The 21,373-nt window shown below is 73.1% G+C and carries 17 protein-coding genes; 12 read left to right on the top strand and 5 right to left on the bottom strand.

Annotated features, from left to right (window positions below; translation table 11 throughout):
- On the bottom strand, nt 1-1,862 hold a 1,862-nt coding region (locus ACWERV_RS30715; protein ID WP_452939256.1), incomplete at its 3' end, for a condensation domain-containing protein.
- A gap of 269 nt (nt 1,863-2,131) precedes the next feature.
- On the opposite strand from ACWERV_RS30715, the gene ACWERV_RS30710 reads away from it, so the two are divergent.
- The 8 genes from ACWERV_RS30710 (at nt 2,132) to ACWERV_RS30675 (ending at nt 16,381) form a co-directional block, all read left to right on the top strand.
- Nucleotides 2,132-3,634 (top strand): class I adenylate-forming enzyme family protein, encoded by a 1,503-nt coding sequence (locus ACWERV_RS30710; protein WP_452939254.1) that lies wholly within the window; start codon nt 2,132-2,134, stop codon nt 3,632-3,634.
- A complete protein-coding gene (locus tag ACWERV_RS30705) occupies nt 3,631-5,082 on the top strand; it encodes a condensation domain-containing protein (protein ID WP_452939252.1) in 1,452 nt (483 codons plus the stop codon). Before ACWERV_RS30710 ends, ACWERV_RS30705 begins: the two co-directional genes overlap by 4 nt.
- Nucleotides 5,079-5,996 (top strand): thiamine pyrophosphate-dependent dehydrogenase E1 component subunit alpha, encoded by a 918-nt coding sequence (locus tag ACWERV_RS30700; protein ID WP_452939251.1) that lies wholly within the window; start codon nt 5,079-5,081, stop codon nt 5,994-5,996. Before ACWERV_RS30705 ends, ACWERV_RS30700 begins: the two co-directional genes overlap by 4 nt.
- Nucleotides 5,993-6,973 (top strand): alpha-ketoacid dehydrogenase subunit beta, encoded by a 981-nt coding sequence (locus tag ACWERV_RS30695; RefSeq protein ID WP_452939248.1) that lies wholly within the window; start codon nt 5,993-5,995, stop codon nt 6,971-6,973. The genes ACWERV_RS30700 and ACWERV_RS30695 overlap by 4 nt, the downstream gene beginning before the upstream one ends.
- The gene (locus ACWERV_RS30690; protein WP_452939246.1) at nt 6,966-8,402 is read left to right on the top strand and encodes a 2-oxo acid dehydrogenase subunit E2; all 1,437 of its coding nucleotides are present in this window, start codon (nt 6,966-6,968) and stop codon (nt 8,400-8,402) included. Before ACWERV_RS30695 ends, ACWERV_RS30690 begins: the two co-directional genes overlap by 8 nt.
- Complete coding sequence (locus ACWERV_RS30685) at nt 8,402-13,858, top strand: non-ribosomal peptide synthetase/MFS transporter (protein ID WP_452939243.1); 5,457 nt, start codon at nt 8,402-8,404, stop codon at nt 13,856-13,858. The genes ACWERV_RS30690 and ACWERV_RS30685 overlap by 1 nt, the downstream gene beginning before the upstream one ends.
- Before the next feature lie 77 nt (nt 13,859-13,935).
- Nucleotides 13,936-14,748: an enoyl-CoA hydratase-related protein gene (locus tag ACWERV_RS30680; protein WP_452939241.1), complete on the top strand. Its 813-nt coding sequence runs from the start codon at nt 13,936-13,938 to the stop codon at nt 14,746-14,748.
- A gap of 478 nt (nt 14,749-15,226) precedes the next feature.
- Complete coding sequence (locus ACWERV_RS30675) at nt 15,227-16,381, top strand: diguanylate cyclase domain-containing protein (RefSeq protein WP_452939238.1); 1,155 nt, start codon at nt 15,227-15,229, stop codon at nt 16,379-16,381.
- 4 nt (nt 16,382-16,385) lie between these two features.
- Here the strand turns inward: ACWERV_RS30675 and ACWERV_RS30670 are convergent, their stop codons facing one another.
- A complete protein-coding gene (locus ACWERV_RS30670) occupies nt 16,386-16,994 on the bottom strand; it encodes an NAD(P)-dependent oxidoreductase (protein WP_452939235.1) in 609 nt (202 codons plus the stop codon).
- A 78-nt stretch (nt 16,995-17,072) separates the two neighbouring features.
- On the opposite strand from ACWERV_RS30670, the gene ACWERV_RS30665 reads away from it, so the two are divergent.
- On the top strand, nt 17,073-17,405 hold the full coding sequence (locus tag ACWERV_RS30665) for a winged helix-turn-helix transcriptional regulator (protein WP_452939232.1): 333 nt from the start codon (nt 17,073-17,075) through the stop codon (nt 17,403-17,405).
- Nucleotides 17,406-17,427: 22 nt separating this feature from the next.
- Here the strand turns inward: ACWERV_RS30665 and ACWERV_RS30660 are convergent, their stop codons facing one another.
- A complete protein-coding gene (locus ACWERV_RS30660; RefSeq protein WP_452939230.1) occupies nt 17,428-17,979 on the bottom strand; it encodes a hypothetical protein in 552 nt (183 codons plus the stop codon).
- Nucleotides 17,980-18,083: 104 nt separating this feature from the next.
- On the opposite strand from ACWERV_RS30660, the gene ACWERV_RS30655 reads away from it, so the two are divergent.
- Together ACWERV_RS30655 and ACWERV_RS30650 are read left to right on the top strand one after the other, a co-directional pair.
- Nucleotides 18,084-18,746, top strand: a complete 663-nt coding sequence (locus ACWERV_RS30655; RefSeq protein ID WP_452939228.1) for a TetR/AcrR family transcriptional regulator — start codon at nt 18,084-18,086, stop codon at nt 18,744-18,746.
- 120 nt (nt 18,747-18,866) lie between these two features.
- Nucleotides 18,867-19,763 carry a LysR family transcriptional regulator gene (locus tag ACWERV_RS30650; protein WP_452939225.1) on the top strand — a complete coding sequence of 299 codons (897 nt, stop codon included), beginning with the start codon at nt 18,867-18,869 and terminating at the stop codon, nt 19,761-19,763.
- A 63-nt stretch (nt 19,764-19,826) separates the two neighbouring features.
- Here the strand turns inward: ACWERV_RS30650 and ACWERV_RS30645 are convergent, their stop codons facing one another.
- Both ACWERV_RS30645 and ACWERV_RS30640 read right to left on the bottom strand, forming a co-directional pair.
- A complete protein-coding gene (locus tag ACWERV_RS30645) occupies nt 19,827-20,372 on the bottom strand; it encodes an RICIN domain-containing protein (RefSeq protein WP_398182218.1) in 546 nt (181 codons plus the stop codon).
- 147 nt (nt 20,373-20,519) lie between these two features.
- The gene (locus ACWERV_RS30640; protein ID WP_452939222.1) at nt 20,520-20,876 is read right to left on the bottom strand and encodes a putative quinol monooxygenase; all 357 of its coding nucleotides are present in this window, start codon (nt 20,874-20,876) and stop codon (nt 20,520-20,522) included.
- 32 nt (nt 20,877-20,908) lie between these two features.
- Between ACWERV_RS30640 and ACWERV_RS30635 the strand changes: the two genes are divergently transcribed.
- Nucleotides 20,909-21,268: an ArsR/SmtB family transcription factor gene (locus tag ACWERV_RS30635; RefSeq protein ID WP_452939220.1), complete on the top strand. Its 360-nt coding sequence runs from the start codon at nt 20,909-20,911 to the stop codon at nt 21,266-21,268.
- Nucleotides 21,269-21,373: the final 105 nt, after the last annotated feature.

Here is a 21,373-nt window from a genome sequence, read left to right as displayed (position 1 = left end):
GACAGCGAGGTCAGCGCCAGCCACCGGTCCCGTTCGGTGGAGCCGACCAGATCCCGCATCGCCAGCAGGAAGTTGACCAGCGCCCGGTGCGGGACGACCACACCCTTGGGGTTGCCGGTGGAGCCGGAGGTGTAGAGGACGTACGCGGTGTCGGACGGCGCGGGGCGCGGCAGGTCCGTGGTGCTCGCGCCGTCGAGGTCGTCGAGGACCCCGTCCAGGTCCGCGTCCGTCAGGACGAGCGCGGCCCCGCAGTCCTGGACGACGTAGTCGATCCGCGCCTTCGGGTACTCCGGGTCCACCGGCACGTAGGCGGCCCCCGACCACACCACCCCCAGCAGCGCGACCAGCATGTGCGCCCGCCGCGAGCTGAGCACCGCCACCCGCGCACCCGCCACCGCACCCCGACCCCGCAGCTCGGCACCCAACCGCGAGGCCGCCGCGACCAGTTGCCGGTAGGTGAGGACGGTCGTGCCCGACACCACCGCCACCGCGTCCGGCGCCGCCTCCGCCCGCTCACGCACCAGGTCCACGAGCGTCACGGGCGGCAGCTCCACCACCGGACCGTCCCACGACGCCAGCAGCTCCCGCTCCGCCACCGGCAGCAACTCCAGCTCACTGACCGGCAGTTCGGGAGCCGCGGTCGCCGAGCCGAGGAGGTGGAGGAAGCGCGCGACGAGGCGTTCGGCGGTCGTGCCGTCGAAGAGGTCGGTGCTGTGGATGAGGATGCCGACCATGCTGCCGTCGGGCTGCTCGTAGAGGTCGAGGGTCAGGTCGGTGCGGGCGGAGTGCCAGCCGAAGGGGAAGGGTTCGGCGTCCAGGCCGGGGAGCGGTTCGGCGACGGTGCCGTGCGTGTGCAGGGCGAAGAGTGCCTGGTAGATCGGGGTGCGGCTGAGGTCGCGCGGGACGCCGAGCGCGCCGACGAGCTGCTCGAAGGGCACGTCGGGGTGGGCGAGTCCGGACAGCACGCCGCGCCGGGTGGCACGGACCAGGTCGGTGAAGGACGGGTCACCGCCCAGGTCGCAGCGCAGCACCATCGTCGTCGACAAGTAGCCGATGACGCGCTCCAGTTCGGGGCGTCCACGCCCGGCGGCCGGGGTGCCGACGCAGAAGTCGGTCTGCCCGCTGTGCCGCGCGAGCAGCACCTCGTAGGCCGCGAGCAGCACCATGTACGGCGTGCAGCGCGTCTGCCGGGCCAACGCCCTTACCGCGTCGGCCAGTTCGGTGCCGAGGGTGAAGCGGACCTCGCCGCCGTCGGTGGTGCGTTCGGCCGGGCGTGGCCGGTCGGTGGGCAGCTCCAGGTCCGGCGCGCCGGACAGCTGCTCGACCCACCAGGCGGGGTCGGCCTGGGCGTCGCCGGCGGCGGCGACCACGTCGGCGTACTGCAACGGCGGTGCGGGCAGGGCCTGTCCGGCGTAGTGGGCGGCGACCTCGTCACGCAGCACGTTGAAGGACCAGCCGTCGCTGTTGATGTGGTGGGTGACCACGCACAGCACATGGTCGTCCGGCGCGATCCGTACCAGCGTGACGCGCAGCGGCGGTGCGGCGGTGAGGTCGAAGGGGGCGGTGGCGCGAGCGGCGACGACGCGTTCGGCGTGCTCGGCCGACTCCGCCGACGTGACCTCGACGCGCACCGGGCTCGGGTCCTCGACCACCGCGAGGGCCGTGCCGTCCTGCGCGGTGAAGCGGGTGCGCAGCGCCTCGTGCCGGGCGACCACGGCGGTGAAGGCCGCCTCCAGCGCGGGAACGTCCGGTGCGCCGCGCAGCCGGTAGGCGTAACCGGCGTTGTGCGAGGCATCCTCGGGGTCGAACTGGTGCAGGAACCACAGTCTCTGCTGCCCGAACGAGAGCGGTCCGGTCTTCACAGGTCTCTCCCCCGTGCTGTGCTGTGCGGTACGTGTGCGGGTACGCATGGCAGGCGATGGTGCGTGCGGTACGTGGCCTCGGATCCGTCACGGTGCGTGTGCGTGGCGCGACCATCCGGAGCGGGTGCAGCCGGGAAGAGAGCCACGGGATGGCGGTCTCGGGGCGGCTGTGACGGATGCGTCGGCGGTGAATTTCGTAAACTCAGCCGACACATTTTCGAGGGTTGACGGTTCTGGGTGACGATGCCAGGGTGAGGCCCGCTCAGTCAATGAGCGTATTTCGGGGGATGCGCTGCACCGCGCTGTGGCGTCGATCCCGTCAATTGACCGGCTATTGCCCGGTTTTGGCACAGGGGGATCAGCACGTGAGTACGATCCTTTCCGAATTGCTGCGCGCCCGCGCGGTAACGGAAGCCGATCGTCCGGCTTTGAAAGTTGCGGGGGCAGGAAACCTTACTTTCGAAAGCTGGTGGCGCCGCTCCGACGCTGTCGCCGCAGGTCTGCTGCGCCGCGGTGTCACTCCCGGCGACCGTGTCGGGCTCGTCTTCGGCAACGCCGACTGGATCGACTACGCGGTGGCCTTCCTCGGCACCCTCAAGGCCCGTGCCGTCGCCGTACCGCTGTCCGACCAGCTCGGGCCCGCCGACATCGACGCCCGGCTGGCCCACTGCGGCGCCACGCTCGTGCTGCGGGCCGGTGAGCTGCCCGCGGCCGAGGCGGAACCGGGTACGGACCTGGTCCGGCCCGCCCCCGGCGACCTCGCCCAGATCCTCTACACGTCCGGAACGACCGGCCGCCCCAAGGGAGTCGCGGCCACCCACGCCAACCTCGGCCACGGCTGGGGCGGCCGCCGCAAGCCCTTCACGCACTCCGAGACGCTCGCGCACGCCTTCCCGATCGGCACCCAGGCCGGGCAGTGGATGCTCGCCAACGCCGTGGGCGCGCACCCCACCGTGGTCACCCTCGGCCGCTTCACGCCCGGCCGCTTCGCCCGCATGATCGAGGAGCACCGCGCGGGCACCGTCTTCCTCGTCCCCACCATGGCCATCGAACTGCTGGCCAGCGGGGCGCACCTGAAAGCCGACCTGTCCAGCGTGCTGCTGCTCGGTTCGGCCGCGGCGCCGCTGCCCGCGCGGATCGCCGGCGAACTCGCCGCGGCCTTCCCGCGCGCGACGATCGCCAACTACTACACCTCGACCGAGGCCGCGCCCGCGCAGACCGTGATGCTCTACAGCGCCGGCCGCCCCGGCAGCGTCGGCCGTCCCGCCTCCGCGGGCGACGTCCGGGTGGCCACCGCGGAGGGCGAGCCGCTGCCCGCGGGCGAGACCGGCGAGGTCTGGATGCGCTCGCCCACCGCGAGCCGCAGCTACTACGGCGACGCGGCCGCCTCCGCGGGCGTCTTCCGCGACGGCTGGGTGCGCATGGGCGACCTCGGCTACCTCGACGCGGACGGCTACCTCTACCTGGTCGACCGGGAGAGCGACGTCGTCAAGTCCGGGGCCCACAAGGTGTCCACGCTGCACGTCGAGGAGGCCGTGTACGCGCACCCGGACGTCGTGGAGGCCGCCGCGTTCGGGGTGCCGCACCCCGCGCTCGGCACCGCGGTCGCCGTCGCCGTCGTCGGCCCCGCCGACCACACCGCCCTGCGTGCCTTCCTCAAGACCCGGCTGGCGTCCCACGAACAGCCGCACCACCTGATCACGCTCGACGCCCTGCCGCGCAACCACGGCGGCAAGGTGGACAAACGCGCCCTGCGAGAGGTCGTCCGATGAAACGCCAACTCTCCTTCACCCAGCACGGAATGTGGATCGCCGCGCGCATGGGCGCCGGCACCGCCTACCACATGCCCCTTGTCGTCGCCCTGGACGGCGACGTGGACCGCGGCGCGCTCGCCAAGGCCTGCCACGCCGTCGTCGAGCGCCACCCGCTGCTCGGCTGCGCGCTGAGCGACGCGGACGGCGACCCGGCGCTCGTCCCCGCCGGGCGGCTGCCCGCGCTGGAGGAGGCCGGCACCGTGGCCGAGGCCGTGACCCGGCCCTTCGACCTGCACACCGGGCCGCTGGTGCGCTTCGTGCTGGTCGGCGGCGACACGCTGGTGGTCGTCGCCCACCACCTGGTCTTCGACGGGGCGTCCAAGGACCTGCTGGTCGCGGACCTCGCGACGTACTACGAGGGCGGTATCCCCGCCGAGCTGGAGGAGGCCGACCACGCTGCCGCCCAGCGCGAGCGCGTCGCCGAACTCCTCCCGCAGGCTGCCGACTTCTGGGCCGAACGGTGGCACGAGCCCGCCGCCACCGCCGTGCCCGGGGGCGCGCTGCGCTCGCGCGGCGCCGCCGACGCGGACGTGCTGGAGATGCCGCTGCCGCTGCCCCGCCTCGACGGCCTGACCTCCTTCGAGGTGCTGGTCGCCGCGGTGCACGTGCTGCTCGCCTCGTACGGCAACGCCGAGGTCGTCACCGCGCTCGACCTCGCCACGCGTACGGAGGCCGAGGCCGCGCACATCGGGGCGTACGTCAACGAACTCCCGCTGTTCTCCCGGCCGTCGGGGCAGCAGGCCTTCGCCGACTTCGCCGCCGGGCTGCGGACGGAGCTGCGCGAGATCTACCGCTACCGCGAGGTGCCGCTCGCCCGCGCCGTGCCCGGACTGCGGCCGCACGCCGCGCTGGCCCCGGTGTCGATCAGCTACCGGCGGCTGCCGGACACCCGCAGCCCGCTCGGCGAGGTGCGGTGGCTCGCCTTCAACCACAGTGTGCGCGGCGCGCTCCAGCTCCAGGTTGCGCACGGCCCGGCGGGCGCGGTCGCGAGCCTGCGCTACGACCCGCTCGAACTCCCCGCCGCCGGGCGCTTCGTGGACGACCTCACGCGGCTGCTCGACGCGGCCGGACGCGACCCGCGGCAACGGCTCGCCGACCTCGTCGACTTCACCGCGCCGGTCGTCCAGGGCGAGGAGGACGCGGACGTGGCACCCGCCGCCGCCCCGGCCGACGACGCGCTCGCCGCGGGCGACCCGCTGGTCGCGCAGGTGCGGGAGATCTGGGAGCAGGTGCTCGACATGGCGCCGATCGGCCTGCACGACGACATCTTCGACCTCGGCGGCCACTCGCTCACGATCACCCAGATCATCGCCCGCATGCAGCAGCAACTCGGTGTGGAGATAGGCCTGGACGACTTCTTCGACAACTCCACCGTCGCGGGCGTGGTCGCGGTGATCCGGCGATGACCGTGGCGAGCACGATCTGGGAGCGCTCCCACACGCTGGGCGACGCCCCCTCCGACGACGACCTCACCCAACTGCTCACGATCCGGGCCTTCGAACTCAAGCTCCTCGACCTCTTCGACCGCGGCATGCTCAACGGCACCACCCACACCTGCCTCGGCCAGGAGTACGTGCCCGTCGCGCTCGACGCGCTGCTCGCCCCCGCCGACCACGTCTTCAGCAACCACCGAGGCCATGGCCACTACCTCGCCCGGCACCGCGACCCCGAGGGACTGCTCGCCGAGATCATGGGCCGCCGCGGCGCGGTCTGCGGGGGCGTCGGCGGCAGCCAGCACATCAAGCGCGACCGCTACCTGTCGACCGGCGTGCAGGGCGAGTCCCTGCCCGTCGCGTGCGGTGTCGCCCTGCATCTGAAGCGCACCGCACCGGGCGCGCTGGCCTGCGTCTACATCGGCGACGGGACATGGGGCGAGGGCGGCGTCTACGAGGCCCTCAACCTCGCCGCACTGTGGCAACTGCCGCTGCTCGTCGTCGTGGAGAACAACGGCATCGCCCAGTCCACGCCGACCACCCGCACCATGGCGGGCAGCATCGCCGGACGCGCCGCCGCCTTCGGGATCGACCACGTGCGGACCGCCTCCACCGACCTGCACGAGATCCGCACGCTGCTCGCGCCCGCGGTCGCCGCCGTACGCCAAGGGCGCCCGCTCGTCACGGAGTTCGCCACACACCGGCTCGGCCCGCACAGCAAGGGCGACGACACCCGCGGGGCCGAGGAGATCGCCGCCGCCCGCGCAGCCGACTGGTACCCGCGGCTCGCCGCCGCAGAACCCGAGCGCTTCGCCCGGCTGGACGCCGCCGTCCGGGCCCGGATCGACGCCGTCGCCGAGGACGTCACCGCCAGGGAGCCGGTATGAGGGTCGCCGAGAACCTGAACGCGGCGCTGCACGGCCTCATGGAGCAGCGGCCCGAACTCCACGTCCTCGGCGAGGACATCGCCGACCCGTACGGCGGCGCCTTCAAGATCACCCGCGGGCTCTCCACCCGCTTCCCCGAGCGCGTGCTGTCCACGCCCATCAGCGAGAACGCCATCACCGGGGTCGCGGCCGGGCTCGCGCTCGCCGGGGACAGCGCGATCGTCGAGATGATGTTCGGCGACTTCACCGCCCTCGCCTTCGACCAACTGGTCAACTTCGCCGCCAAGTCCGTGACCATGTACGGCTCCCCGGTGCCGATGCGGATGGTGCTGCGCTGCCCGGTCGGCGGCGGGCGCGGCTACGGCCCCACCCACAGCCAGAGCCTCCAGAAGCACTTCGTGGGCGTCCCGAACCTCGCGCTGTACGAGGCCTCGCCCTTCCGCGACAGCGCCGCCGTCCTCGCCGAGATGCTCGAACGCGGCGAACCCGGCGTGCTGTTCGAGGACAAGGTCCTCTACACCAAGCGGATGTACGAGGTCGAGCCGCCCTTCGCCCTCGCCGAACGCGACGGCGGCACCGCCGAGGTGAGCCTGCCCGGCGAGCGGCCCGACTGCGTCGTCATCGCGCCGGGCGGCGTCGCCCACCGCGTGCTGGACGCCATGCGCACGCTCCTCGTCGAGGAGGACATCGCCTGCACGCTGCTGGTGCCCTCCCGGCTCTACCCCTTCGACGCCGACGACCTCCAACTCCCCGACGTACGGCGGATCTTCGTCGTCGAGGAAGGCACCGCGGGCGGCACATGGGGCGCCGAGGTCGCCCACGTCCTGCACCGACGCCTGTGGTCGCGCCTCGACGGCCCGGTGACCCTCGTCCACTCCGCCGACTCCGCCATCCCCACCGCCGCACACCTCGAACGCGCCGTCCTCGTCAGCGCGGAGGGCGTGCACCGCACGATCCTGGAGACGCTGCGTGGCTGAGCTGCTCGTACCCAAGCTCAACAACAACGACACGGAATACGTCCTGACGGACTGGCTCGTCCCGGACGGCACGGACGTCGCCGTGGGCGACCCGGTCGCCGTCGTCGAGACCTCCAAGGCCGCGGAAGAGCTGGAGGCGACGTCCCCGGGCACCCTGCGGCACGCCCTCGCGGCGGGCGCGGTGTGCCGCCCCGGCGAACGGCTCGCCGTCATCGACGACAGCGAGGAGCCGGCCCCGGGTGCCCTGCCGGGCGGGGCTGCGCCGGCCGGCGTGCCCGTGGCCGGGCCCGGTGGTGTGTCGTCCGGCGTGGCGGGGGCGGATGCCGTACGGGGCCCTGCGGTGGCCGTGGGCGTCGCCCCGGCAAGCGGCTCGGGCGTCGGGGCCGGTGCGGTCCCGGCCCTCCGGGGCGGCGGGGACGGCGGAGGGGGCGTGCCCGAGGCAGCGGGTGCCGTGCCGGGCGGCTCGGGCGCCGACCAGCTCGTCACGCGGCCCGCGCAGCAGCTCATGGACGAGCTGGGTGTCTCCGCGGCGGAGGTGGCCGCGCTCGGGCGCGCGGTCGTGCGGCGGGAGCACGTCGCGGCACTGCGGCCCGGTGCGGTGGTGCCGGGCGGCACGTCCGTGGGCAGCCCGGGGCCGGCCGCACCCGCGGGAGCGGCGCGGACCGCAGGCACCGGAGCACCCTCCGGCGCATCGGCGGCACCGCCCGGCCCCGTACCCGCGGTGACCGCGGCGACCGGGCTCGCCCCCGCCGGGGGCGGCGGGCTCGGCGCTCCCGGTCCCGCGGCCGACGCCCCCGGCGTCACCCGTGTCGCGCTTCCGCGCGTGCAGCGCGGGGTCGCGCGGGCCGTGGAGATCTCGCACCGCACGATCCCCGCCGCCTACACCGTCGTGCGGATGGATCTCGGGCCCGCGCTCGCGTATGCGAAGCGGGTGACGCGGGAGGTGCGGCGGCCGGTCGGGGCGGGGGAGTTGTTCGTTCGCGAAGTGGCGTTGCTGCACGCCGAGTTCCCGCGCTTCTTCGCCAGCGTCGAGGGCAGTACCGCGCTGCTCGCGGACGCCCCGCACATCGGGGTGACCGTCGATCTCGGGGAGGGCCTGTTCGTGCCGTGCGTGCGGGACGCGGCCGGGCTGTCGATCGGCGAGATCGCGACGCGGCTGATGACGTTCCGGCTCGCCGCGACGACCGGCTCGTTCCGTGAACGCGACCTCACGGGCGCGAACTTCACCGTCACCCTGCACACCGACGCCGACGTGGTGCTCGCCGTGCCCTTCGTGCTGCCCGGGACGGTGTGCGCGCTCGCGGTCACCGCGCCCGGCGACGGCTCGCCCGCGAACATCGGGCTCGCCTACGACCACCGGCTGATCAACGGACGCGAGGCGACGCTCTTCCTGCACGCGCTCAAGAACTCCATGGAAAGGCTCGCCTGATGACGTCGGCCGTCGAACTCTCCGAGGCGAAGCGGGAACTGCTCAGGCGCAGGCTCAGCGGCAAGCGCGGCGCGCAGGGCATCCCGGCGCGCCCCGCGGACGCCCCGGCGCTGCTCGCGCCCGCGCAGGAACCGCTGTGGTTCATGGAGCAGTACATGCCCGGCACGGGCACGTACACCATCGCCCTCGCGGTGCGCCTGTCCGGACCGCTGGACGTCGCGCGGCTGACCGCGGCGCTCGCCGAACTCCCGCGCCGCCACGACAGTCTGCGGCACCGTTTCCCCGCAGACGACGAGGGCCATCCGGCCGTGCACGTCCTCGACGAGGCGCCTGTGCCCCTCGCGCGCGTGGAGGCGGCGAGCGACGAGCAGACCCTCGCGCTCATCGGCGAGGAGTGCGCGATCCCGCTGGACCCGGCGGACGGCCCGCTGCTGCGGGCGCTGCTCGTGGAGCGGCTGGACGGCGCGGAGCCCGAGCACGTCCTCGCCCTGCTCGTGCACCACCTGGTCGCCGACGGCCAGTCCGCCCAGCTGCTCGTCCGCGATCTCGTCGCCCTCTACCGGGACGAGGCCGCGCCCGCGCCCGCCGTGCGCTTCGGGGACATCGCCGCCTGGCAGCGCGACCGCACGCTGGAGCGCGAAAGCACCTACTGGCTGCGGCAGTTGGACGGCCTGCCCCGGCTGGAGCTGACCACCGACCTGCCCCGCCCGGCCCGGCAGCGCTTCGAGGGCACCTCGACCGTACGGCTGCTGGATGCCGAACTGACGGCCCGCATCGACGCGTTGGGCCGCGAGCACGGCGCCACGCGCTTCATGGTCGTGCTCGCCGCCTTCGAGGCGCTGCTGTCCCGCTGCACCGGCCAGCGGGAGTTCGGCGTGGGCACGCCCGTCGCCGGGCGGACCCGGCCGGAGTTCGAGGGCGTCGTGGGCATGTTCGTCAACACCCTGGTGCTGCGCGCCGACATGACCGACGACCCGGCTTTCACCGAGCTGCTGACGCGCACCCGGGATGTCGTGATCGACGCGCTGGACCACCAGGAACTCTCCTTCGCCCGGCTGGTCGAGGAGCTGAACGTGCCGCGCGACCCGAGCCGTCAGCCGCTCGTCGACGCGCTGTTCTCGATGCACGACTTCCCTGTAGCCACGGGTGACGACGACGGCGCCGAGGTGCGTGTCGCGGACTTCCCGCTCACGCCCGGCTCCTCGCGGCACGACCTGGAGCTGTACGTCGTACCGTCCGGCGACGGCGGTCTGGCCTGCACCTTCACGTACAAGACCTCGCTGTTCACGGCCGGGACCGTGGAGCGGATGGCCGGGCACCTGGAGACGCTGCTGCGCGCCGCGCTCGACGCGCCCGGTACGGCAGTGAGCCGTCTTCCGCTGCTGGACGCCGCCGAACGCGCGCTGCTGGACGGCTGGAACGACACCGCCGCCGACTACCCCGCGGACGCGACGCTGCACGGCCTCGTCGCCGACCAGGTCCGCCGCACCCCCGACGCGCCCGCCGTCACCTTCGACGGCGCCACCCTCACCTACGCCCAGCTCGACACCCGGGCCGACCGGATCGCGCACCGGCTCGCCGACGAGGGCGTCGGCGCCGGCTCGCTCGTCGCCGTCTGCGCCGAACGCTCCCTCGACCTGCCCGCGGCGCTGCTCGGCGTGCTGCGGACGGGCGCCGCGTACGTCCCCCTCGACCCCGAATATCCGGCGGAACGGCTGGAGTTCATGCTCCAGGACGCGCAGGCCCCGGTCGTCCTCACGCAGAAGAGGCTGCTGGACGGCACCGCGCAGGGCGCGCTCGGCGAGAACGCGGGCACCGCGCAGGCGCTCGCCGCGAGCAGCGCGACCGTCCTCGTCCTGGACGACCCGGCGGTGTGGGAGGGCGGGCCCGGCACCGCGTTCCCGGCGGCGGGCGAGCCGGGCGCGGCCGCGTACATGATCTACACCTCGGGCTCCACCGGCCGTCCCAAGGGTGTGCCCAACAGCCACCGCGGCATCGTCAACCGGCTGGACTGGATGCAGAAGCGCTACCGGATCGGCGCCGCCGACAGCGTGCTCCAGAAGACCCCGGCCGGATTCGACGTCTCCGTGTGGGAGTTCTTCTGGCCGCTCCTGTCCGGCGCCCGGCTGGTGCTCGCCGAGCCCGGCGGCCACCGCGACCCCGGCTACCTGCGCACGCTCATCGCCGAACAGGCCATCACCACCGCGCACTTCGTCCCGTCGATGCTCGGCCTCTTCCTCTCCGACGACTCCGTGGCCGAGTGCACGGGCCTGCGCCGTGTCATCTGCTCCGGCGAGGAACTGCCCGTCGATCTCGCCGCGCGCTGCCTGCGCACCCTGCCGGACGCCGAACTGCACAACCTCTACGGGCCGACCGAGGCCGCCATCGACGTCTCGTCCTGGCAGTGCACACCGGAGGAGCTGGAGGGCCGCGCCCGCGTGCCCATCGGCCGCCCCATCCAGAACGTCACCCTGGACATCCTCGACGCGCACGGCGAGCCCGTACCCGTCGGCGTACCTGGCGAGTTGACGATCGGCGGGGTGGCCGTCGCGCTCGGCTACCACAAGCGGCCCGAGCTGACCGCCGAGCGCTTCGCGGGCGGCCGCTACCGCACCGGCGACGCCGCCCGGCGGCTGCCCGACGGCGCGATCGAGTTCCTCGGCCGCCTCGACAACCAGGTCAAGCTGCGCGGCCTGCGCATCGAACTCGGCGAGATCGAGACGGCGTTGCGCGACCGGACGGGCGCCCGCGAGGCGGCCGTCGTCGTCAGCCCCGACCAGCGGCTGATCGCCTACCTCGTCGGCGGCCCCGACGACCCGGCCGACGCGCGCGACGCCGTACGCGGCTACCTGCCCGACTACATGGTGCCCTCGCACGTCATCGCCCTCGACGCGCTGCCGCTCACCCCGAACGGCAAGCTCGACCGCAGGGCGCTCCCGGAACCGGAGGTCACGACCGCCGCGTACCGCGAGCCGACCACCGAGGTGGAGCGGATCGTCGCCGCGGTGTGGGCGGAGGTCCTGGAGGCGACACGCATCGGCCTGGACGACGACTTCTTCGACCTCGGCGGCCACTCGCTGCTCGCCATCCAGGTCGTCGCCAAGCTCCGTACGGCGCTGCCCGCGGGCGGCCGCCCGGTCGGCCTGGTCGACATGTTCTCGAACCGCACCGTCGCCGAACTCGCCGACTTCGCCTCGGAGTCCGCCCCCGAGGGCCCGCGCCCCCTGCTCCAGCGCCTCACCCCGCGCCGCAAGTCCACCCGCGTGACGTACGTGTGCGTCCCGTACGGCTCCGGCAGCGCCATCGTCTATCAGCCGCTCGCCGACGAACTCCCCAAGGACGAAGCCCTCTACGCCCTCTCGATCCCCGGCAACGACATCGGACTCGACGAGGAGCCGATGGAGTTCGACGAGCTGGCCGCGCGCACGACCGAGGAGATCCTCGCGATCGAGGGCCCGTTGGTGATCTACGGGCACTGCGGGGTGGGCGCCGCGCTCGCCGTCGAGCTGTCGCGGCGCGTCGAGGCCGCCGGGCGGGAACTGGAGGCCTGCTACATCGGCGCGATCTTCCCCTTCGCCAAACCCGCGGGCATGTGGCGGCGGCTGGTCCGCCCCGAGTTCTTCGAGCGGCTGCGCAGCAGCCAGAGCGACCTGGATTCGCTGAAATCCCGCGGTGTGGACCTCGACGAGCTGGACCCCGCCGTCGCCGACCGCATCATCCGCACGATGCGGCACGACTCCCGATCCGCCGAGGAGTACTTCACCAAGCTCTTCGACCAGCCCGACCGCCGCAAACTGCGCGCCCCCGTCGTGTCGTTGATCGGCGAGCGCGATCCGGCCACGCAGATGTACGAGGAGCGCTTCAAGGAGTGGCGCGCCTTCACCGACACCACGGCGCTCGTCGTCCTCGACGAGGGCGGCCACTTCTTCCTGCGCTACCGCGCCGCCGAGGTCGCCCTCGCGCTCCGTACCCACACCCAACTGCCCGACCCGCCACGGCGGGTGGACGGCGACACCTGGTGGGTCGAGGACGTCGCCACCGCGGAGTCCGAGGCGGCGCTGAGGGCCGACGCGGACCGGGTACGTCCCAGCATGGGCCGCTTCCTGACCATCGCCAGCGGCCAGCAGATCTCCCTCATCGGCTCCGCGCTCACCGGCTGGGCGCTGCCGCTCACCGTGCTCGTGGACAACAAGTCCCTCGCGCAGTTCTCGCTCATCGCCGTGCTCAACCTCGCAGGGCTGCTCATCTCCCCGCTCGCGGGCGCGATCGTCGACCGCGGCGACCGGCGGCGCGTCATGCTGTGGGCCGACGCCGCCTCCGGCATCATCGAGGCGATCCTGTGGGGGCTCATCCTCGCCGGCGGCATCCACGTCTGGCAGATCTACCTGCTGGTCACGGCCCTGTCGATCAGCACCACCTTCCAGCGCCTCGCCTACGGCTCCGCGGTGCCGCAACTCGTGCCCAAGCAGTACCTGGGCCACGCCATCGGCGTCACGCAGATGACCAACGGCGTCGCCCAACTCGTCGTCCCGCTCATCGCGGCGGGCCTGCTCAGCGTCATCGGACTGGACGGCATCGTCCTCATCGACGTCATCAGCTACGCGTTCGCCGTCGCCGTCGTCCTCTTCGTGCGCTTCCCCAACACCCTGCCGTGGCGCCCGCGCGAGCCGCTCACCACCGAGATCGCCAAGGGCTTCAGCTACACCTGGAACGACCGCGGCCTGCGCTCCGTCCTGAGCTTCTTCGCGGTGCTCAACCTCTTCATGTCGCCGCTGCTGCTGCTCGTCTCACCGCTCGTGCTGTCCTTCGGGACGCTCGGCGACGTCGGGCGTGTGTCGGTGGTCAGCGGGCTCGGCGTCATGCTCGGCGGCACGACGATGGCGATCTGGGGCGGACCGCGCGTCAAGCGCTTCCGCGGGGTGCTGATCACGACCGTGTGCATGGCCGCGGGCGGTTTCCTCGTCAGCCTGCGGCCGTCGCTGTGGCTCATCGGGGCGGGCGCGTTCGCCCTGACGTTCTTCCTGACGATCATGAACTCCGTCTACACGACGATCGTCCAGCTCAAGGTGCCGTACCGCTACCACGGGCGGGTGTTCGCCCTGAACACCCTCGTCGCGTGGTCCACGCTGCCCATCGGCATGGGCCTGATCGCCCCGCTCGGCTCCGACCTCTTCAACCGGCTGCTCAGCGAGCACGGGGCGCTCGCGTCGAGCGCGGGACACGTCGTGGGGACGGGCCCCGGCCGCGGGGTCGCCTTCATGTTCCTGCTGTGCTCGGCGGGCATGGCGCTGGTGGTGGTCGGGGCGCTGCGGATACGGCGGCTGGCGCGGTTCGACACCGACATGCCGGACGCGGTCGCGGACGACCTGCTGGGCGTGGAGGCGCTCGCGGAGAAGTCGCGGGCGGCGGCTTCTCCGGAGGAGGAGCTGGAGCCCGCGGCCGCGCCGGTCGGGTGACGCCGTCCCGGCTGTCGGAGCCTCGTGGCACGATGAGGGTTCGCGAGGTTCACGGTCGTTAACCGGGAGGCGGTCCGATGGGTGCTCAGGCGGATGGGGTGCGGTACGGCGAATGGGTGCGGGTCGAGCGGCCCGCGCCCAGGGTCGCCGAACTGGTGCTGGACCGGCCCCGGGCGATGAACGCGGTCTCCTCCGCGATGGCCGAGTCCATCGCGGGGGCGTGCGCCGCGCTGGCCGCCGACGCGTCCGTGAGCGTCGTCGTGCTGACGTCGTCCAACGAGAAGGCGTTCTGCGTCGGGGCCGACCTCAAGGAACGCAATGCGATGACGGACGCGGAGCTGGTCGCCCAGCGGCCCGTCGCGCGGGGCGCGTACACGGGGGTGCTGGAGCTGCCCATGCCGACGGTCGCCGCCGTGCACGGGTACGCGCTCGGCGGCGGATACGAGCTGGCGCTGTCGTGCGACGTGATCGTGGTCGACGGTACGGCGGTGGTCGGCCTGCCCGAGGTGTCCGTGGGCGTCATCCCCGGGGGCGGCGGCACACAGCTCCTCCCGCGCCGGGTGGGCGCGGCGCGCGCGGCGGAGCTGGTCTTCACGGCGCGGCGGGTGGGGGCGGCCGAGGCGGTGGGCCTCGGGATGGTCGATGTGCTGGCGGAGGAGGGCACGTCCGCGCGGGACGCGGCGCTTTCCCTTGCGGGGCGGATCGCCGCGAATTCGCCCGTGGGGCTGCGGGCGGCGAAACGCGCCTTGCGGCTCGGGCACGGGCTCGACCTGCGGACGGGGCTCGACATCGAGGACGCGGGCTGGCGGACGGTCGCGTTCTCCGGTGACCGGGCGGAGGGGGTGGCGGCGTTCAACGAGCGGCGCACGCCGCGGTGGCCGGGGGTCTGACGCTCTGGGGTGCCCCCTGCTGTGGGGTGCGCGATCGTCCCCCGGTGGGGGTTGCTCGCGCCGTTCCCCGCGCCCCTGGTGTTGCCCGGCGGGGCATCGCGCTTTCCCTCCGGGGGGTGGGGTCGGGGGCCGCCACGGGGCACCTCCTCGGAATGCGCCTTCGCCCTCTTCCCGAGTTGGTGGAGGGACTGGCAGCGCATTCCTGCGGGGGCACCCCGCACCGTCCCCCTCCGGGCCGGTTCAGCGGCTGCCTGCCGGTGGGGGAGATGTCCCAGGTACTGCGGTTCGCCGCCGACGGCGAATGCGTCCCACTGGAAGACCGGCACTTTTCGCTCCTACCTGCACGGGTGGTGCGGGTGGGAAACACCCCGCGCCGAAGGCGCGGGAAACCCCCGCGGCGGGGAAGCCGCAAACCGACTGAACGGCCGTTCGGAGTATTAAGCCCCCGCGGACGCGAGAAGGTTTCTAGCCTGGGGAGATGGAGGACGGGACGGCCGATCGACGGCTCGCGGCGGTCGTCGAACTGGCACAGGCGCTGGCGACGGCGCAGACCCCGCAGGAGGCGGCCCGCGCGGGCGCGCGCGGGGCGCGGCACGCGATGGGCGGCTCCTTCGCGGCGGTGTCCGCGTGGGAGCGGGAGACGGGCCGCCTGCGCGTGCTGGTGAACGACGGCGACCTCGCGCCGGGTGAGGAGCCGGAGCCCGAGGACGAGTCGTATTCGGTGCACGACTTCCCGGAGATCGCCGAGTTCCTGCACGGCAGCTGGGCCCGCGGCGGCGCCCCGCACGCGTGGGTGGAGACGGCGGAGGGTACGGGCGCGTCGCCCGGGGGCAGCTCGTGGGGGCGGGCGGCGGCGCTGCGGCGGCGGGGCCGGGGGAGCTGTGTGGTGGCGCCGCTGGTGCTGCACGGCCGGGCGTGGGGGGAGATCTATGTGGCGCGGGGCGCGGCGGAGCCGCCCTTCGCCCGGCGCGACGCGGATTTCGCGACGGTGCTGGCCGCGGTGCTGGCCTCGGGGATCGCGCAGACGGAGCGGCTCGCGGAGGTGCAGCGGCTGGCGTTCACCGATCCGCTGACGGGGCTGGGGAACCGCCGGGCGGTGGATGTGCGGCTGGACGAGGCGCTGGAGCGGCACCGGGCGGACGGCACCCCCGTGAGCCTGGTCGTGTGCGATCTCAACGGTCTGAAGACGGTGAACGACCGGCTGGGCCACGCGGTGGGGGACCGTCTGCTGGAACGGTTCGGCTCGCTGCTGAGCCTGTGCGGCGCGATGCTCCCGGGGAGTCTCGCGGCGCGGCTGGGCGGTGACGAGTTCTGCATAGTGGCGGTGGGCAGCTCCGCGGACGAGGTCGTGCGGGCGGCGACGGAGCTGTGCCTGCGGGCGGCGAAGCTCGACGTGGGGGAGGGCGTGGCCTGCGGTGTGGCGTCCACGGGTGACCCGATCGGTCCCGTGCGGTCCGCCCGGCGTCTGTTCCGGCTCGCGGACGCGGCCCAGTACCGCGCGAAGGCGCTGCGGGCGGCGTATCCGGTGGTCGCGGGCCGGGAGGGGCCGGAGGATCCGGTGCTGCATCTCGCCGATTCCCCTCCGCCGACCGACCCGACCGAGCGCCGCCACATCCGCGGCCACCATCCGTGAGGTGTCAGTTGCTGATCGCCGGGGCCCTGCGTATGTAGGTGTCGTCGCGGACCTGGGAGAGGAGGAAGGCGGCCATGTCGGCGCGGGTGAGGGACAGGCCCACGACGCCGTGGCCGTAGGCGCCGACCTTGACGTCGCCGCGCGCGGGCTTGTCGTTGAGCTTCGCGACCCGGACGAGCGTCCAGTCGAGATCGCTCGCGCGTACGTGCTCGGCCGCGGCGCGTACCTCGGCGTAGGGGCGGGGCGCGGCGGTCCGCACGAAGCGGACCAGGGCCTTGAACTTGGCGTCCGGCAGGTCGTCCGGATCGGGGACGCTGCACGTGGACACGACCACCAGCCGTTTCACCCCCGCGGAGCCCATGGCGGCGATGACGCGGCGGGTCGCCGCGCTCTCCGAGCCGACGCCCTCGATCACGGCGTCCGCTCCGCGTACCGCGTCGAGGATGGCCGCGTCGTCGTCGAGCTGTCCGGCGACGACGGACAGGTGCGGGTGGGTGATGCGGAGTTTGGCCGGGTTGCGGGCGTAGGCGGTGACCTCGTGTCCGGCGTCGAGGGCCAGTTGTGTCAGCAGTTGTCCCATCCGGCCGGTGGCGCCGAATAACGTGATCCTCATGGCGGCGGAACCTTTCTGTCGACCACTAAAGATTCTTTACCGCTAAAGCTAGCATAGCGTTCGAGTGTGGAAGGCGTCATGGAGCAGACGAACGATCCCCGGACGGCGCGGTGCATGGAGATCCTGGCGCTCGTCGGCGACCTGTGGACGCTGGCGATCGTCATGACGCTCCAGGAGTCGGAGCGGCGCTTCAACGAACTGCAGCGGGCGATCCCGAAGGCCAACGCGGTCACGCTCACCAGCCGCCTCCGCCGACTCGAAGAGGCCGGCATCGTGAGCCGGGTCACCGAGTCGAGGGGCAAGCAGTCGACGGTCTACGGACTCACCGCCTTCGGCCGCAAGCTGACGCCCATCGCGGACGCGGTGCGGGCGGTGGCCCTCGACCTGGAGCGCTCGGGCGAAGCGCCGTGACGGGTGCCGCGCGCCCCGCGGGTCACCCCCGGCGGTGCAGGCGGTTCGCCGAGGCGAGGAAGAAGATGCCGCCGAGCGCTGCGTATCCGGCGAGGGCGGTCAGGGACGGGTTGTCGGCGCTGGCGCTGCGGAGGAAGGACGCGCCCGCCAGGACGGAGATGCCGCCGCTGGCGATCATCGCCCACTGGCCGCCCATCGGACGGCGGACGACGCCCACGAGGAGCTGGACGAGCCCGGAGACGATCGCCCACGCGCCCCAGACGCGCAGGACGGCGGGGGTGCCCGAGGTGGCGGCGAGGGCGATGCCGAGGGTGGCGAGCGTGCTGGCGGCCATGTTCGCGTAGAGGCCCCTGACCGGGCCGGTGGTCCGGGCCGACCGTGCGTCGACGACGGCCGCGGCGACGTCGAAGGCGGGGTAGACGATCAGCAGCACCTTGGCCGGGGTGGTGAGGTCGGAGCCTGAGGCGAGGAGGAGAGCCGCCCACGCGGCGGCGAAGACGAACCGGGCGGCGTAGAGCGTGCGCAGGGTGGGTGCGGCGGGGGTTGCGGGCTCGGCGGATGTGGTGGATGCCATGGTCTGCTCCTGATGTGGGGTAGAACGTTCTCTCTCTTTTTGGAGCGTGGCACACTTCCGGCGCCGAAACAAGAGAGAACGTTCTCCCTGTTAAGCTGGACGGTATGACGCAGACGGAAACCGGCGCGAGGGTCTCGAAGGCCCGGGAGCGGCTGCTCGCCACGGCCGCGCGGCTCTTCTACGCCGAGGGCATCCACACCGTGGGCGTCGACCGCCTGGTCGCGGAGGCGAAGGTCACCAACGCCACCTTCTACCGCCACTTCCGCAGCAAGGAGGATCTGGCGGTCGCCTACATCGGCAGCGTCGACCACGCGATCCGCGCCCAGGTCGGCGCCCTGACCGCCGCGGAGGCCCCGCCGGACGCGATCCTGCGGGGCATCGGCGCCTCCCTCGTCGAGCAGATCCGCTCACCCGGCTACCGCGGCTGCGCCTTCCTCAACGCGGCCGCGGAATTCCCCGACCCCGGACACCCCGTCCACCGGGCCGTGGTGCAGCACCGGGCCTGGTTCCTGGAGACCGTCACCGCACTGTTCGCCGAGATCGCGACCGACTCCGCCGACCACGCCGGCCGCCACTTCGTCATGCTCCGCGACGGCGCGATGAGCGCGGGCTACCTCGGCGACCCCGTCCTCGCGGGCGAGACCCTGCTGCGCGGCATCGACGGCCTCCTGCGCATCCACGCCACGCGCGCCGCCACCGAAAGCGCCACCCCCGCCCCGCCCGCGCCCGTCCCCGGCATCGACTGCGCCCCGCCGCCCGGCGAGTAGCCGGGACCGGCCGGAGCGGGTGCGCCTGCGAGCCCGCTGTTGGTGAGCTGTTGGCGGCCCGGCCTACCGTGCGCGCCGTCGAGGCGGTGGCGCGGGACGAGCACGGGGAGGCGGGCATCGGTGGAGCTGCGGGACATCGAGATCTTCTTGGCGCTGGCGGAGGAACTGCACTTCGGGCGGGCCGCCGAGCGGCTGTTCGTCTCGCAGGCGCGGGTCAGTCAGGCGATCGCCAAGCAGGAGCGGCGGCTCAACGCCGTGCTCTTCGACCGGGGGAACCGGCGGGACGTGCGACTCACCGCGGTGGGGCGGCAGTTGCGGGACGACCTGCTGCCGGTCCACGCGAGCGTGCACGAGAGCCTGGAGCGGGCGCGGGTCGCCGCGCGCCGGGTCGGCAACACCGTGCGGGTGGGCATGATCCCCGGGAACGTGCACTATCTGCGGGGCTACTGGCGGGAGTTCCGCGCGCGGTGCCCGCAGCTGGCGCTGGAGTTCGGGCACGCCCCGTTCAGTGATCCCTTCGCCGCGCTCCGGGAGGGCGAGCTGGACGTCCTGGTCACCTGGTTGCCCGTCGAGGAGGACGACCTCACCGTCGGGCCGGTGCTGTTCGCGGACGGCAGGGCCGTCGCGGTGTCCGTCGACCACGAACTCGCCGGCCGGGAGCGGGTCCCGGTGGAGATGCTCGCCGACTTCGCGATCACGAGCGCCCGGATGCCCTCGTACTGGGGCAACACCCTCGTCCCCCTGTACACCCCCGCCGGCCGGCTCATCGCACGCGGGCCGCTGGTCACCGACATGGAGCGGCTGCTGTCCCTGATCAGCCACGGGGAGGTGTTCCACCTCCTCCCCGCGCACTCCGTCCCCTACTGGTCCCGCCCCGACATCGCCTGGCGCCCGGCCGACGGCCTGCCCCCACTGACCTTCGCCATGGTGTGGCGTACCGAAAGCGAGGGCGACGCCATCCGTTCCCTGGCCCGGGTGGCCGCCGACCTGGGGCCGCTCCCTGCGGCGACGGCGTGAACGGCGTGCCGTGAGCCGGCCCGGTGACCGGCTCACGGCGTGGCTACCCGACCAGGGCGGGGATCACCTGCGGTACCAGTTCTGGTCCCGGTAGAGCATGCAGGTGTACTGGAAGGCGGTGCTCCCGTTGCCGGTCCCCTGGACGACGACGCAGCCGTTGCCGCTGTTGTCGTTCAGCAGGTGACCGATGTAGGACGGCTCGTCCTGTCCCACGCCGATGGTGTCGAAGTACCACCTCTGGTTGGCGCCGCCGGTGCAGTCCCACTGTCGTGCGGGTGCGCCGTTGTCGGTGCGCCAGTCGGCGATCTCCAGGCACTTGCCGCTGTTCTGGTTCACGTACGTGTGGCGCCCGTAGTAGTCGGTGGTCTCGAACCACTTCTGGTTGGCGCCGCCGGTGCAGTCCCACTGTCGTGCGGGTGCGCCGTTGTCGGTGCGCCAGTCGGCGATCTCCAGGCACTTGCCGCTGTTCTCGTTGACGAGCTGCACCACACCCCCGCTCGACTCCGGCGGCTGGACACTCGCCGACGCGGTCGAGGCGCCCGTGAGCATCCCGGCCCCGATGAGCCCGGCCGTCGCGGCGGCCATTGCCAGGGTCTTGCGGATGAGCATCTTTCCCCCTCGGTGACGGACCGCGGTGCGGTCCCGCGTTGGTGCGGCGCGCCCGGGACGGTGGTCTCCCGGCGTGTTCGGACGCGCCGTGACCAACCCTCGCCGGGGGGCGGGGGCCGATCAACGCCGGTTTCGGGGGGGCCGAGATCACCCGCGCTTATGACGGGCGACGGGGGCGGCCTCCTCCGCGCTGAGGGGGGTCAGCCAGTGGATCTCCAGGTCCTCGCGGAGGTAGTCCATGCGGGTCTCGCCGAAGCGGGCGAGTTCCGGGACGGCGAGGTGGCGGCGCAGGTCGTCCGGGGAGCGCCACAGCTCGTAGAAGACGAGGGTCGTGGGGTCGGCGGCGTCGCGGTGGACCTGGTACTGGAGCGAGCCGGGCTCGCGGCGGGTGGGCTCGACGAAGGACAGCAGCAGCTTCTCCAGCTCCGCCGCGCGCTCGGGGCGGGGGCGGGCGAATCCGTACAGGGCTACGGGGCCCGAGGCCTCAGGTATGACGATGTTCATACCTCGCGACCTTAGGGCGCCCCCTTGGTACGATGCAAGCCGTACCTTTCGGAGAGGGGGCCGCTGTGGAGCTGGGCAAGGTGCTCGCCGCGCTGGCCGACGACCGCCGCCGCCGCGTCGTGGCCGAACTCGCCGCCGGCCCCGACGGCGAGGAGCGCGCCTGCGGCTCCTTCGACCTCCCGGTCGGCAAGGCCACCCGCACCCACCACTACCGCGTGCTCCGCGAAGCCGGCCTCATCGACCAGCGCTTCCACGGCAACGGCAGCGCGGTGTCCCTGCGCCGGGAGGCCACCGAGCAGCACTTCCCGGGCCTGCTCGCCCTCCTCGTCAGCGAACTCCGCGAGCCCCCTGAACTCCCCGAACCCTGTGGGCGCGGCGAGGATGGGGCCTGATACCGGTGGGCTCGCGTATGCAACTGTCGCCGGTTCTTCAGGGAGAGCAGCCCGACTGTGACTGTAGGTGATCCGTGGGGCACCCTTGGGCGGGGAGACCGGGGT

It is taken from the genome of Streptomyces sp. NPDC004031 (genome assembly GCF_053604375.1).
Note: the sequence above shows the minus strand (reverse complement) of the source record. Positions and strands in the feature narration are given on the sequence as shown.